Source organism: Halobaculum roseum (genome assembly GCF_019880245.1).
Taxonomy (GTDB): Archaea; Halobacteriota; Halobacteria; order Halobacteriales; family Haloferacaceae; genus Halobaculum; species Halobaculum roseum.
Genome location: NZ_CP082286.1, coordinates 1,111,477 through 1,125,744 on the forward strand (window position 1 = coordinate 1,111,477; position 14,268 = coordinate 1,125,744).

A 14,268-nucleotide genomic window follows, 5' to 3' on the forward strand; every position below is an offset into this window, starting at 1 on the left:
CCGGCGGGGCCGCCCTCATCGGTCGAGCACGACGCCCGCCAATCCGACGAACACCAGCGCGGCACCCAGCGCGAACGTCGCGAGGTAGCCCGCGGCGCCGGCGACCGCTCCTCCCAGGGCGGAGCCGACGGCGGTCGCGAGCCCCGCGGCCGCCGCCTGCGCGCCGAGGGCGGCGCCGCGGGTCGACTCGTCGGCGAGACGGCTGACGATGCCGGCGGTGGTGACCGCGATGAACGCCCACGTCGCGCCGATGAGCCCGAACGCGAGCGCATAGCCCGCCAGCGCCGGGGGCGCGGCCGCCGGGAGGACGACGCCCACGAGCGCGACGCCGGGGAAGAGGGCTCCCCGGCCGGCGAGCGCGCCCGCCTGCACGACCCGCGGGGCGTACCGCCCGGCGAGTCGACCCGCCGGCCCGTAACAGACCGCCGAGCCGAGGTTGCCCGCGAGGTAGACGCCGAAGACGGCCCCGTCGTCGACGCGCTCGGCGAGGAACGCCGGCACCGGCCCCCAGAAGACGGCGAACCCCAGCGAGAAGACGACGACCGCGAGGACGTACCGCCGCAGCGACGCGGAGAAGCCGGCGAGCGGGATCGGGATCCGGCTGCCGGTCCGTCGCGATCCCGACCCCTTCCGGAGCGCACGAAGCTCCCAGAAGATCCGCGCCGGGCCGTAGAGGCTCGCGCGGAGGTAGCGCCCGGCGCCCCAGTTCGCGTGGGGGAGTCGGGCGTACACCCGGCGGAAGCGCTCGGCGGAGACGGTCGACGGTTCGGGGTACCACGCCCGAGCGAGCAGCAAGGCCGCCGCCGCGACGCCCGCGAGAACGAGAAACAGCAGGCGCTGGCCCGCGATCGGGTCGACGCCGAACCCGGGGACGGCGAGCGTCCACGCGGTGCCGACGAGCAGGCCGCCGACCCAGCCGTACCCCTGCCAGGCGTTCAGCGAGGCGATGTGGCCGTCCCAGTCGTCGACGGGCGCGCCCTCGACGACGATCAGGTTCAGGACGGGGACCGCGGCGGCGACGACGAACCATAGTGCGGCGTTGAGCACCAACACGGCCACCGGCGTCGTCGCCAGCGGCACGAGCGCGAGCACCACCGCGGTCGCGCCGAGCGCGACGAGGACGAACGGCCGCCGGCGGCGCGTCCGGGCCGCGAGGCCGGCCCACGCGAGCGCGCCGGGGACGCCCACCAGCGCCGCGGTCGCGGCGATGAGGCCGACGAACGCCAGGCTGGCGTCCAACGCGATCGCGTACAGCGGCACCAGCACGGAGGCGCCGCCGACGGCGGCGTACCCCAGTCCCCAGGCGACCAACCAGCGGCGGGCGCGATCCACGGGCGGGAGTGTTCCGGGGGCGACAAATCCCTTCCGCCACCGGACGGCGACGCCGCCGGATCCGGGTCGGCGGTGGCCGGATCGTCGATAGCCGGATCGTCGATGGCCGGGTCAGCCGGCCGACAGGAGCCTCCCGAGAACGGCAGGGTGAAGACGGAGAACACGAACGGGCGAGCAAATGCACGGGGACGACGACGCCGAGGGTCGCGATGTCGGCGACGATATCGGTGACAGAGGCGGAGACGGGGGATCGCTCATCACCTACGGGATCGAGGACCGGCCGCCGTTCCTGCAGTCGCTGGGGCTGGGGTTCCAACACTACCTCACGATGGTCGGGGCCAACATCGCCGTCCCGCTGATCCTCGCGGGCGCGATGGGGATGCCCGACCAGTTCGTCCCGCGGTTCGTCGGGACGTTCTTCGTCGTCTCCGGGATCGCCACGCTCGCACAGACGACGCTCGGGAACCGCTACCCGATCGTGCAGGGGGCGCCCTTCTCGATGCTGGCGCCGGCGCTGGCGATCGTCGGCGTCGTCGTCGCGAACCCGCCCGGCGGCGGGGTCGAGGCGTGGCGCGCCGCCCTGTTGCAGCTGCAGGGCGCGATCGTCGTCGCCGCCCTGTTCGAGGTCGCGATCGGCTATCTGGGCCTCGTGGGTCGCCTGCGGCGCTACTTCTCCCCGGTCGTGATCGCACCGGTGATCGTCCTCATCGGGCTGACGCTGTTCACTGCCCCGCAGGTCGCGAGCGCGACGCAGAACTGGCCGCTGCTCCTGTTCACGTTCGGGCTCATCGCCCTCTTCTCGCAGTTCCTCGGCAACCGCGCGCGAGCGTTCCAGCTGTTCCCCGTCCTGTTGGGCATCGTCGTCGCCTACGCGGTCGCGTTGGCGTTGTCCGCGGCGGGCGTGTACGCGCCGGACACGCCGGGGTTCGTCGACCTCCAGCCCGTGTTCGAGGCGCCGCTGGCGGTCGCGATCTACCCGCTCCAGTGGGGCGTGCCGCAGGTGACGACGAGCTTCGTCGTCGGGATGCTCGCGGGCGTGATCGCGTCGATCATCGAGTCGCTGGGCGACTACCACGCCGTCGCGCGCCTCTCGGGCGTGGGCGCGCCCTCCGAGAAGCGCATCACCCACGGCATCGGCATGGAGGGGGTCGCGAACGTGTTCGCGGGGCTGATGGGCGCGGGCGGCTCGACCTCCTACTCGGAGAACATCGGCGCCATCGGGCTCACGGGCGTCGCCTCCCGCTACGTCGTGCAGGTGGGCGCGGCCGCGATGCTCGTCGTCGGCTTCTTCGGCCCGTTCGGCGCGCTCATCGCCAGCATCCCCGACCCCGTGGTCGGCGGCCTGTACGTCGCGATGTTCGGCCAGATCGTCGGCGTCGGCCTCTCGAACCTGAAGTACGTCGACCTGGACTCCCAGCGCAACCTCTTCGTGCTCGGCGTCTCGCTGTTCGCCGGGCTGTTCGTCCCGGAGTACTTCTCGAACGTCGCCGCCGCCGCGCCCGACGGCGTCGGGGGCGCCGCCTTCTTCGCACAGAGCATGGCAGCAGTGCCCGTCCTCGGGCCGGCGCTGGGCGCCGAGGTTGTCGCGAACACCGTGTTCGTCGTCGGCTCGACCGGCATCAGCGTCGGCGGGATCGTCGCGTTCACCCTCGACAACGTGATCCCCGGCACCGACGAGGAGCGCGGGCTCGCCGACTGGGCGCGCACCGCCGAGGCCGACGAGGACTTCCTGTCGGCGTACGACCGGTTCGTCCGCGGCGACGACACCGAGGCGACGCGGGCGGACTGAGCGGCCGGCTCCGACGCGTTCAACTCGGCGGCGGGAGGATCGCCACACATGACCGACGCAGACGCCCCCGACGCCCCGTCCGCCGACGATGCGCCGTACGCCCGCCGCCTCGACGCCGCCCGCGACCGCCTCCGTGGCAGCGAGGGCGACGCGCTCGTGCTGTTCCCGAGTACGAACCTCCGCTACCTCACGGGCTACAGCGAGCATCCCAGCGAGCGCCACTTCCTGCTGTTCGTCGTGCCCGACGCCGACCCGGTGTTCCTCGTCCCGGAACTGTCCGGCGAGCAGGTGCGCGCCGAGTCGGCCGTGGCGGACGTGCGCACGTGGGGCGACGACGAGGACCCCGTCGCGGCCGTCGAGTCCGTCGCGGCCGACCTCGCGCTCGCGAACGACGCCCCGCACGTCCTCGTCGACGACACCATGCACGCCCGGTTCACCCAGGACCTCCGCGAGGTACTGTCGGGGGCGACGTTCGGGCTCGCGAGCGAGGTGCTCGCGGACCTGCGGGTGATCAAGGACGACGCGGAGGTCGCCGCGCTCCGCCGCGCGGGCGAGGCCGCCGACGCGGTGATCCGCGAGCTCCGGGCCGACGGCGACGACGTAGTCGGGATGATGGAGACGGAGCTCGCGCGCCACATCGAGGACCGCCTCGTCGCCAACGGCGGGGTCGACGTCTCCTTCGAGACGATCGTCGGCTCGGGGCCCAACGGCGCGATGCCCCACCACACCCACGGCGACCGCGTGATCCGGGCGGGCGATCCCGTCGTCCTCGACTTCGGCACCCGCGTCGACGGCTACCCGTCCGACCAGACGCGCACGCTCGTGTTCGGTGACGCGTCGCCGCCCGAGGGCTTCCGCGAGGTCCACCGCGTCGTCCGCGAGGCACAGGAGGCGGCCGTCGAGGCGGTCGAGCCGGGCGTCACGACCGGCGAGATCGACGCCGCCGCCCGCGAGGTCATCGAGGAGGCCGGCTACGGCGAGGAGTTCGTCCACCGCACGGGCCACGGGGTCGGCCTCGACGTACACGAGGAGCCGTTCGTCGTCGCCGGCGGCGAGCGCGAACTGGAGCCGGGAATGGTGTTCAGCGTCGAGCCCGGGATCTACCTCCCCGACGAGTTCGGCGTCCGGGTCGAGGACCTGGTCGTCGTCACCGACGACGGCTGCGTCCGTCTGAACCGGACCGACCGCGACTGGAAGACGGCGTAGTCCCGGAACGTGACTGATTTCTGAACTGGGCCCCGCGACCGACGGCCTCGACGATCACCCGCACGTGTTCGGGGTCGCCCGATCCGTCGGTTTCGGTCGGCCGAAAATAGTCAACGACGTGAGAATTATGTCCGCGGCCCGGCTAGCCCCCGTATGGTCGACGCCGGCGCGTACGCGTTCGTGTTCCTCGCGGGGTTGATCACCGCGCTCGCGACCGGACTGGGCGCGATCCCCTTCTTCCTCGTCGACGAGATCGGCGACCGCTGGAACGTCGTCCTGTGGGGGCTCGCGTCGGGGATCATGCTCGGCGCGTCGCTGTTCGGGCTGGTGAGCGAGGGGCTCGCGTACGGCGGGCCGCTGGAGCTGGGCGTCGGCGCCGCCGCGGGCGTCCTGCTGGTCGTCGTCGCCCACGAGGTGATCGAGGACGTGGAGGTCCATCCCCGGAAGTACGAGGAGGCCGACTACCGGAAGCTCCTGCTCATCCTGGGCGTGCTGACGGTCCACAGCTTCCCCGAGGGCGTCGCCGTCGGCGTCTCCTTCGCGGAACTCGGGTTCGACACGCCCGGCGGCCTCCTCGTGTTCGGCACGGCGGTGCCGCTGCTCGCGGTGTTCATGACCGTCGCCATCTCGATCCACAACGTCCCCGAGGGCGTGGCGGTGTCGATCCCGCTGCGCTCGATGGACGTGTCGCCGCCGAGGATGGTGTGGTGGGCGGTGTTCTCCAGCCTCCCGCAGCCGGTCGGGGCGGTGATCGCGTTCTACTTCGTCACGCTCGCCGAGCGGTTCCTCCCGGTCGGCTTCGGCTTCGCCGCGGGCGCGATGGTGTATCTCGTGCTCACGGAGTTCATCCCGGAGGCGCTGGAGCTGGGCGAGGGGCTCGCGGGCGACGGGAAACGCGAGCTCGTCGCCGGCGTCCTCGTCGGGATCGGCGCGATGGTGCCGCTGCTGGCGGTCACGTCGGTGTAGCGCGAGAACGGGATCCGTGGCGAGGCGGTCGCGTTAGTGCGAGTGGCCCATCGCGTCCGAGAGGCTCTGCCCGAAGCGCTCCTCGAACAGCTCCTCGGCCTTCTCGTTGATGTCGAGCACGTCCTGGGGCGGCTGGCCCTCGCTGTGGTGGGCGATGGCGTGGGCCTGCTGGGCGAACGCCTGGAGGACCACGTCGCTGATGACCTCGCTGGGGTTCTCGCCCTGCTCGGCGAGCATGTCGACGAGCCCCTCGGGGAGGTCGACCTCGTCGCTGTCGCCGTCCGGTCCGGTGACTGTGTAGGTTTCAGTTCCAACCATGGCGTGGGCGAGGCGTGGCTGACGTAAAGGTCCGTGGGTATGGATACTCGGTCGGCGAGGGTGTCGTCGGTGTGCGCTGTGGGTCGGGGAGGTTCGCAGCGATGGAAACTCCGGAAGCCCCCGCGGTTCTCGACGTATTCTCAGTGGGTAACGAGCAGACGACCCTGAGCACTCCGGAAGCCCCCGCGGTTCTCGACGTCTGCGACTCGCTGTCGTTCGAAAGACGCTTCGCGTCTTTCGTGATGACGAGACGGCGGAGCCGTCTCGAACCACGCTCCTCGCGCTCACTCCGTTCGCGCTCCGGTGCTTCCGTCGTCTCGACGGTCGAGAACCGCGGCCCCTTCCATTCCCACCCATCGCAGCCTCGCTTACGTCGGAGCAAGCTCCGACGAACTCACGTTCACTCCGTTCACGTGAGCCTCCCCAGCCGCCTGCGATGCTCGGCTCGCTCACTCCGTTCGCTCCCTGCGCTTCTCGTCCCTCGCGCGCTACCGGCCGCGACGGACCGCGGCCGGCGCGCGCCAACCTACTGGTCCCATGTATTGTACCGCGAGCGAGCCAGCCGAAGGCTGGCGAGCGAGCGGCAGTTTTGGCATGAACGGGTTTTCAACGGGGGTTCCCGCAGGGAGCGAGCGAAGCGAGCGACCGAGGAAACCCCCGTCAGAAAAGAGGTTCTCAGTCGTCCGCGGCCGCCGGCTCCTCCTCGGTCTGCGCCGCCGCCTCGCGCTTCAGGTCCTCCAGATAGTCGTCGGCGTCGATGGCCGCCTTGCTTCCCATTCCGGCGGCAGTCACGGCCTGCTGATAGTGGTAATCGACCACGTCGCCGGCGCCGAACAGCCCCGGCACTCCCGTCGCGGTCTGGCCGCCGCCGGTGCCGCCGACCGTCTTCAGGTAGCCGTCGTCGTCGAGTTCGACGCCCGTGTCCGCGAGGTAGTCGGTGTTGGGCGTGTGGCCGATGGCGTAGAACACCGCGCCGACCTCGAACTCCCACTCCTCGGTGTCGGGGTCGTCGAGCTTGTCGGTCGGGTGTCCCTCGGGGTGGCGCACGAGCGTGACCGAGTCGACGCCCGCCTCGGCACTCCCGTGGAGTTCGGTCACCTCGGTGTTCCGCATGATCTCGATGTTGCCCTCGTCGACGTGGTCCATCACGCGGTCGATCCAGTAGTCCTCGGCGCGGAACTCCTCGCGGCGGTGGGCGATGTACACCGTGTCCGCGAACTTCGTCAGGAAGCTGGCCTCCTCCATCGCGGCGTCGCCGCCGCCGACGACGAGCATGTCCTCCCCGCGGAAGAACGCCCCGTCACAGGTCGCACACGTCGAGAGCCCGAAGCCCATCAGCTCGTCCTCGCCGGGGATCCCGAGCGTCCGGGCGGAGGCGCCCGAGGCGGCGATGACGGCGTCGGCGGTGTAGACGTCGCCGTTGGAGAGTTCGACCCTGAAAGGTCGCTGGGAGTCGTCCACGCGCTCGACGATGCCGTTCTTCACGTCGGCGCCGAAGCGCTTCGCCTGCTCCTTGGCGTTGTTGATGAACTCCGCGCCGTTGATCCCCTCGGGGAATCCCGGGAAGTTCTCGACCTCGGAGGTGAGCGTGAGCTGGCCGCCAGGCTCGTCGCCCTCGAACACGAGCGGCTCGTTGTTCGACCGGGCCGCGTAGATCGCCGCCGTCAGACCGGCGGAGCCGGTCCCGGCGACGATCAGCGGGCGATGTTCGACGATATCGTCGGTGTCCGTCATTACCGGTCGGTAGGGTCGAACGGGGTTTGTACGTTGTGCTGTCGTGCTCGGACCGCGGACAACAGTATTGTACAATAGAAACAATACGAACGTGTTCCGGGGCGCGTCCGGTCAGAACGCGACCCGTTCGACCAGCCGGCGAGTCAGCCCGACGCGACTGGACTCGTGGGGGTAGACGGTGACGGTCGTACAGCCCGGGTTCGGGAACTCCGGACGCTCGTCGAGCAGGGCGTTGCGGAGGCGGTGGTCGGCGCCCCGGCGGACGAGCAGGTCCGGCATCGGCGGGCGGCCCCCGTCGGTTCGGACCGACTCGGTGCCGACGGGGACCGACACCAGCTCGGCCAGCTCCGCACGGTAGTCCTCGACGAGCCGTCGCTGTTTGTCCGAGCCGTCGCCGGCCGCCGGCTGCCACAGCGACAGCTCGCCGCCGTTGGCGGCGGCGACCGCCTCCGCGACGTTGACTGCAAGCGGCGGGTACGGGCCCACGTCGCCCGAGAGCACGACCCGCTCGGGGTCGTCGTAGCCGAGGTTGTCGACCAGCAGCACGTCGCAGGGGGCGTGCCTGACGACCCAGTCGATCGGGTCGCCGAACAGCCGCGAGCGGACCCGGAGGGGTTCGTGCTCGGCGACGATCGTATCCACGCCCCGATGGGACGCGAAGTTGACCACCGCGTGTTTCGTGTCGTGGCTGACGATCTCGTCGGCCTCGATGTCGACGCCGAGCTCGTCGGCGAGCGCGCCCATCCGCGTCTCGAAGGACCGGTCGGCGTCGGACTGGGCGGTCACGCTCTCGGTGAGCGGCGCCTGGTCGGGCACCTCCTCGAACCGGACGGCGACGACGCGGCCGTCGTCCTCGCGGACGAGATCCGCCGTCAGCGCGACCAGCGCCCGCTCGCGCTCCGGGTCGAGGTCCTTCGTGAGCGCGAGCAGCACCTCCCTGGTGTCGGGGCGTTCGGCGAGCGCGGACTCGATCTCCGAGAGCGCCTCCCGGCTGACCTGCCGTCGGATCGCGTCGGTCGCGGCGCCCTCGCGGTCGACCCGCGGGCGGACGTACAGGAAGTACCAGATGACACTGCCGACGGTGATGACTGCGGCGCCCGCGAGCGCGATCGTCCCCATCTGTGTCAACAGCAGGAGGCCGGAGACCGTTCCGAACACCTGTACCCACGGGTACAGCGGCGAGGTGAACACCGGCTCGTACTCGGTGCTCCCCTCGCGGAAGGCGATCACCGCGACGTTGATCATCGCGAACACCATGATCTGGAACGCGCTCGCGAGCTTGGCGATGTCGAGGATCGGGACGAACGCGATGAGCGCGAGCAGCACCGCGCCGGTCAGCGTGATCGACGTGACTGGCGTGCCGAACCGCTCGCTGACCGACGAGAGCGACGGCGGCGCGAGCTGGTCCCGGCTCATCGCGAACGGGTACCGCGACGACGAGAGGATGCCCGCGTTCGCCGTCGAGACGAGCGCGAGCATCGCCGCGACGATGACCACGACGACGCCCGCCCGGCCGAGCGTCTGCTCGGCGCCGACGGCGACGGGCGTCAGCGAGCCGGCGACGCTGCCGGGGTCGGTGATGCCGACCAGCACGGCGACGACGACGACGTACAGGATCGTGGTGAACGCCAGCGACCCGAGGATCCCGAGCGGGATGTTTCGTCCGGGGTCCTCGACCTCCTCCGCGACGCTGGCGACCTTGGTGACGCCCGCGTACGAGACGAACACGAGCCCGGTCGCCGCGAGGACGCCCTCGACGCCGAAGCCGAGGAAGTTCGCGTAGTTTGCCGACTGGACGCTCGGGGCGCTCCCGGCCGCGAACCAGCCCAGCGCCGCCAGCATCACGACGACGATGGCGACCTGGAGTCGGCCGGTCTGTTTGGCGCCGACGACGTTCACGAGGATCAACACCGCCGCGAGTCCCAGCGCGACGGGCTTGAGGGGGAGATCGAACAGCAGGAGCAGGTAGGGAACCCCGCCCACGAGCGCGAGCGCGCCCTTGAACGACAGCGAGAACCACGTCCCGACGCCGGCGATCGTGCCCAGCAGCGGGCCCATCCCGCGTTCGATGTAGATGTACGTTCCCCCCGCCTCCGGCATCGCCGTCGCCATCTCCGACTTCGACAGCGCTGCCGGGACCACCAGCAGGCCGGCGAGCGCGTACGCGAGGATCACCGCGGGCCCGGCGATCTCCAGCGCCAGCGCCGGGAGGATGAAGATGCCGCTGCCGATCATTGCGCCGATGCTGATCGCGAGGACGGACGGGAGACCGAGGTCTCGTTCGAGTTCCTTCATGGTGAGGTGTGGGGCGGGCGGTCCGGGTCACGGGACGGCCCGGGTGCTTGTTCGCGCCTACGTGACGGAACCAGATAAACGGGGCGCTTCTATTGACGGATCGTCAACGATCGGTATGGATTATTCGTTTCCCGTCTGCAATCCTGTCGGTCGGTGCCCCGGCGAGCGCGCCGCCGAGAGGCGCGCCGCACGCGCCGGCGACCGGGGAACACTAAAGCGTCGGCGGGAGCACTCCACGATAGAGATGAAGGACGGCGAGCTGGATTCGGTCGACAGACACATCCTCTATTACCTCCAGCAGGACGCCCGGGGGACCTCCTCGAGCGACATCGCCGAGAAGCTCGACCTCTCGGCGAGCACGGTCCGGACCCGACTCAACAAGCTCGAGGAGTCGGGGATCGTCCGCGGCTACCACATCGACATCGACTACGACCTCGCGGGCTACCCGCTGTACACGAAGATCGTCTGCACCGCGCGCGTTCCCGAGCGCGACGAGTTGGGGAGGAAGGCGCGGGAGATCCGCGGCGTGACGGCGGTGCGGGAGATCATGACCGGCGAGCGGAACGTGTACGTGAACGCGATCGGCCGCGACCACGACGACCTCGACCGGATCAACCGGGAGCTGGACGAGTTGGGGCTGGAGATCATCGACGAGCAGCTCATCCGCGACGAGCACGTCTGTCCGTACCGCGGCTTCCTCGACCCCGAGGAGGACCCGGAAGCCGACGAGCAGTGATCGGACGGGGTAGGCGCCCACCCCGTTCACGCCGGGTCGCCGCCGCGATCCCGGCGCGCGCCGAGGGGGGCTGCACGCGACAGTCCGGTCCCGTCGCGCTCGGGAGTCGCCGCGATGGCGACACGCTCAGGGGGCGTCGCCCGGATCGGTCGTGACATGCCCGCCGACCTCGACGAGAAGACGACCCGGTACGGGGAGATGCTCGCGGACGCGCTCGCGGCGGCGGAGGTGTCCGTCCCCGAGGGGACGCCGCTGCACGGGATGGCCCTGGAGTGCGAGGAGATGGCCGCCTCATACCTCGAGGACGGCCGCCACTTCCGCGAGAACGACGACCCGGTGAACGCGCTGGCGTCGTACTCCTACGGCTACGGCTGGCTCGACTGCGGCATCCGCATGGGGCTGTTCGCGATCCCCGACGACACCGAGCTGTTCACCACGGAGTGACGACGCCGACGGCCTCCCCGGACGCCGACGGCCTCCCCGGACGCCGACGGCCTCCCCGAGCGCGGGAGCCGGCGGCGGATTTATCGTTCGATCCACACAACGTTGTGACATGGAGGACATGGAGTTCGCGGACGTCGTCGTCGCGACCGACGGGAGCGAGCCCGCGGCGGCCGCCGTCGAGACGGGACTGTCGCTGGCGACCGCCCTCGGCGCGCGGCTCCACGCGTGTACGGTGGTCGACCCGTTCGCCATCGGTCAGCGACTGCCCGACCTCCGGGCGGCCCGCGAGGAGGCCGACGAGCGCGTCGCCGCGATCGCCGAGCGCGCCCGGGAGGCCGGCGTCGACGCGGAGCCGGTCGTCCGGGAGGGAACCCCACACCGGGAGCTGTCGGCGTACGTCGACGATGTCGGCGCTGACCTGTTCGTGATCGGCACCCACGGCCGCGGCGGGGCGCGGCGCGCGCTGCTCGGGAGCGTCGCCGAGAAGCTCGTGCGCACGGTCGAGGTGCCCGTGCTCGTGGTCCACGGGAACGACCGACCGGGCGATGACGGCCCGAACTGGACCGACGCCGCGGAGATCGTGCTCGCGACCGACGGCAGCGACGCGGCCGCGCCCGCCGAGCGGACCGGCGTCGCGCTCTCGGACGCACTGGGCGCACGCCTGACCGCCGTCAGCGTCGTCGACGAGTCGGGCACCGTGGCGAACGTCGGCGGGGGGATGCTCACCGACGAGACGATCGCGGCCGTCAGGCGGGCGCTCGACGAGCGCGCCGGCGACGCCGTCGAGCGCGTGGTCGAGCGCGCCCGCGAGGCCGGCGTGGAGGCCGCGGGCGAGGTGATCGGCGGGGAGCCGAGCCGCGCGATCTGTGGGTACGCGAGCGACGCCGACGCGGACCTGATCGTCGTCGGCACCCACGGCCGGGGGGGCATCCGACGGATCGTGCTCGGCAGCGTCGCCGAGCGCGTGATCCGCGGGGCCGACCGACCGGTCCTGGTCGTCCCGGCGGCCGCCGGCGACCTGGCTGAGGACGAGGGCGACGCGGAGGCAGAGGCAAACGAGGAGGCGGATACCGAAGCGGAACCGAAGGCCGAGGAGTAGGCGTCGCACTCGGCGTCAGTCGAACCGAACCTCCGGGCCGTCGTCGCCGTCCTCGACGGTGAGCCCCAGCGCCTCCAGGTCGTCGCGCAGGCGGTCGGCCCGCTCGTAGTTGCCGGCCGCGCGCTCCTCCTCGCGCACGTCGAGCACGAGCTCCGCCAGGTCGCCGACGAGTTCCACGTCGCCGCCGGCCTCGCGGCCGAGTTCGAGCCCGAACACGTCGCCGCCGAGCTCCTCGAACGTCTCGACGGCGCGGCGGAGGCCGCGGTAGTCGTAGGCGCCCCCGGCGTCGGCGCGGTCGTCGGCGGAATCCACGCCGTCGACGTGTCGATGGACGGCGTTCCCGAGGTCCAGCAGCGCGCCGAACGCCTCGCGGACGTTCAGGTCGTCGTTCATCGCCGCGGTGAACGTCTCGCGGGCGTCGTCGACGGCCGCGCGGAGGTCGTCGTCGGTCGCCTTCGCGCGGGCGTCGACGGAGTCGCAGGCGTCGACCGCGGTCTCGTAGGCGCGTTCGAGTCGCTCCCAGCGCTCCTCGGCCTCCGCCATCGCGTCCTCGGAGAAGGTCTGGTCGCCGCGGTACTGCGCGCCCAGATAGAACGTCCGGATGACGTTCACCCCGAACTCGTCCAGGGCGTCCTCGACGGTGAAGAAGTTGCCGAGGCTGGAGGACATCTTGTCCTCGGTCGTCTCCAGCAGGCCGTTGTGGAGCCAGTAGCGGGCGAACGTGTGACCCGTGGCGGCCTCGCTTTGGGCGATCTCGTTCTCGTGGTGCGGGAACACCAGATCCCGGCCGCCCATGTGCACGTCGAGGGTGTCCCCGAGGTGGGTCGTAGACATCGCCGAGCACTCGATGTGCCAGCCGGGGCGACCCTCCCCCCACGGCGACTCCCACGTCTGGCCCGTCGGGAGGTCGCCCTCGTGGTCGTGTTTGCGGTGCTCCCGGACGGCGTCCTCGCTCACGCCGTCTGCCTTCCACAGCGCGAAGTCTCCGGGGTGGCGCTTCTCGGCGAGCACGTCCTCGTCCTCGTCGGCCTCCAACTCGTCGGGCCGTTGGTTCGAGAGGTGTCCGTAGTCCTCGAAGCTGGTCACGTCGAAGTAGACGGAGCCGTTCGTCTCGTAGGCGTGTCCCGACTCGATCAGGCGCTCGACGAGCCCGATGATCTCCGGGACGTGCTCGGACACCCGGGGGTACACCGCCGCGCGCTTGAGGTTGAGCCCGCGCATGTCCTCGATGACCTCGCGGGTGAAGTGGCGGGCCACGTCCGCCTCGGTGTCCCAGCCCTCGCGCTCGCCGACGCGGGCGGCGATCTTCTCGTTCACGTCGGTGACGTTCTCGACGTGACGCACGTCGTAGCCGAGGTGATCGAGCCACCGGTGGAGCACGTCGGCGTGGAACCACAGCCGGGCGTGCCCGAGGTGCGCGTCGTCCGAGACCGTCAGCCCACAGACGTACAGCAGGACCTCGTCGTCGCTGGCCGGCTCGAACGCCTCCCGTTCGCCCGTCAGGGTGTTGGTCACGGACAGACCCATATCGGGCACGGCTACGCGGTCCTCCGTGTTAAACGGTCGAAGATCGAGTCGAGTCGAAGGTCGGGTCGGGTCGAACACCGAGTCGACCGGCGGCGACGCGAGGCGCCGGCGGGATGTCGGCCGCCGTCGAGGCCGCGTGCCGGCGGCCTCAGCCGTCCAGCGCGGCCTCGACCGCACGCAACGCGTCGGCGCCGGCGCGGCCGGCCACCACCACGGCCAGCCCGGTCGGCGTCACCCCGGCGGCGTCGACGGCGACGCCCGCGACGCGGAGTCGCCCGAGCACGCGTTCGAGCGCGCGCGGGTCGACGTCGCCGGCGGCGACGACCGCGGTCGCGTCGCCCGCGCCGGCGGCGTAGGCGCTTGAGCCGACCGCGAGCACTGGCTCCGCGGTTTCGTCGTCGCCGTCGCCGCCACGGTCGTCCGTGTCGTCACCGGCGTCACGGTCGTCGCCGCCGGCGACAACGGCGTCGACGGGATCGACTGCGCCGACGCCGCGTTCCATCCGGACGCGCGCGCCGGCGTCGCCCGGGGCGTCGGCGTCCGACTCCGCGCGGTCGTCCAGTTCGTTCGCGAACCGGCGAAGCGCCGTCGCCACCGCGTCGCGGTCGGCGTCGATGTCGAGCGTCGCCGCGGCGGCCGCGTAGTTCACGACGCCGGCGCGGAGGGCGTCGTACAGGAACGGTCGCTCGCGGACGGCGGCGCGGGTCTCCTCGGCGACGGTCATCGACGGAAGGGCGGCGCGGGCGGACATAATCGCGACGGTTCGGACGCCCGAGGAACGGGCGGTCGCCACTGAAGCACGTTTCAGTAACACGCCGGACA

The 14,268-nt window shown here is 71.4% G+C and carries 12 protein-coding genes; 6 read left to right on the forward strand and 6 right to left on the reverse strand.

Translation table 11 applies throughout. From position 1 onward, the window contains the following. Positions 1-15: 15 nt before the first annotated feature. Entirely contained in the window at positions 16-1,332 is a 1,317-nt protein-coding gene (locus K6T36_RS05610; RefSeq protein ID WP_222922977.1) for an MFS transporter, read from the reverse strand. Between the two features lie 178 nt (positions 1,333-1,510). Here K6T36_RS05610 and K6T36_RS05615 point away from each other — a divergent pair, with 178 nt between their 5' ends. From K6T36_RS05615 to K6T36_RS05625, 3 genes are all read left to right on the forward strand, one after another. Then, entirely contained in the window at positions 1,511-3,121 is a 1,611-nt protein-coding gene (locus K6T36_RS05615) for a uracil-xanthine permease family protein (protein ID WP_222922978.1), read from the forward strand. 48 nt (positions 3,122-3,169) lie between these two features. Continuing rightward, positions 3,170-4,327, forward strand: a complete 1,158-nt coding sequence (locus K6T36_RS05620; RefSeq protein WP_222922979.1) for a M24 family metallopeptidase — start codon at positions 3,170-3,172, stop codon at positions 4,325-4,327. A gap of 153 nt (positions 4,328-4,480) precedes the next feature. Beyond that, the gene (locus tag K6T36_RS05625) at positions 4,481-5,293 is read left to right on the forward strand and encodes a ZIP family metal transporter (RefSeq protein ID WP_222922980.1); all 813 of its coding nucleotides are present in this window, start codon (positions 4,481-4,483) and stop codon (positions 5,291-5,293) included. Between the two features lie 33 nt (positions 5,294-5,326). On the opposite strand, the gene K6T36_RS05630 is transcribed toward K6T36_RS05625, so the two are convergent. The 3 genes from K6T36_RS05630 to K6T36_RS05640 all read right to left on the reverse strand — a co-directional run bounded on the left by K6T36_RS05630 (position 5,327) and on the right by K6T36_RS05640 (position 9,640). Beyond that, positions 5,327-5,611 (reverse strand): DUF7545 family protein, encoded by a 285-nt coding sequence (locus tag K6T36_RS05630; protein ID WP_222608468.1) that lies wholly within the window; start codon positions 5,609-5,611, stop codon positions 5,327-5,329. 675 nt (positions 5,612-6,286) lie between these two features. Next, positions 6,287-7,345, reverse strand: a complete 1,059-nt coding sequence (locus K6T36_RS05635) for an NAD(P)/FAD-dependent oxidoreductase (RefSeq protein WP_222922981.1) — start codon at positions 7,343-7,345, stop codon at positions 6,287-6,289. A gap of 111 nt (positions 7,346-7,456) precedes the next feature. After that, the gene (locus tag K6T36_RS05640) at positions 7,457-9,640 is read right to left on the reverse strand and encodes a universal stress protein (RefSeq protein WP_222922982.1); all 2,184 of its coding nucleotides are present in this window, start codon (positions 9,638-9,640) and stop codon (positions 7,457-7,459) included. Between the two features lie 244 nt (positions 9,641-9,884). Between K6T36_RS05640 and K6T36_RS05645 the strand changes: the two genes are divergently transcribed. The 3 genes from K6T36_RS05645 (at position 9,885) to K6T36_RS05655 (ending at position 11,919) form a co-directional block, all read left to right on the forward strand. Then, a complete protein-coding gene (locus tag K6T36_RS05645; RefSeq protein ID WP_222922983.1) occupies positions 9,885-10,376 on the forward strand; it encodes an Lrp/AsnC family transcriptional regulator in 492 nt (163 codons plus the stop codon). 156 nt (positions 10,377-10,532) lie between these two features. After that, positions 10,533-10,820 (forward strand): DUF357 domain-containing protein, encoded by a 288-nt coding sequence (locus K6T36_RS05650; RefSeq protein ID WP_222923372.1) that lies wholly within the window; start codon positions 10,533-10,535, stop codon positions 10,818-10,820. 109 nt (positions 10,821-10,929) lie between these two features. Next, positions 10,930-11,919, forward strand: coding sequence for a universal stress protein (locus K6T36_RS05655; RefSeq protein WP_222922984.1), 990 nt, complete (start codon positions 10,930-10,932; stop codon positions 11,917-11,919). Positions 11,920-11,934: 15 nt separating this feature from the next. Here the strand turns inward: K6T36_RS05655 and cysS are convergent, their stop codons facing one another. Together cysS and K6T36_RS05665 are read right to left on the reverse strand one after the other, a co-directional pair. After that, positions 11,935-13,446, reverse strand: coding sequence for a cysteine--tRNA ligase (gene cysS, locus K6T36_RS05660; protein ID WP_222922985.1), 1,512 nt, complete (start codon positions 13,444-13,446; stop codon positions 11,935-11,937). Positions 13,447-13,594: 148 nt separating this feature from the next. Further along, complete coding sequence (locus K6T36_RS05665; RefSeq protein ID WP_222922986.1) at positions 13,595-14,170, reverse strand: DUF7523 family protein; 576 nt, start codon at positions 14,168-14,170, stop codon at positions 13,595-13,597. Positions 14,171-14,268: the final 98 nt, after the last annotated feature.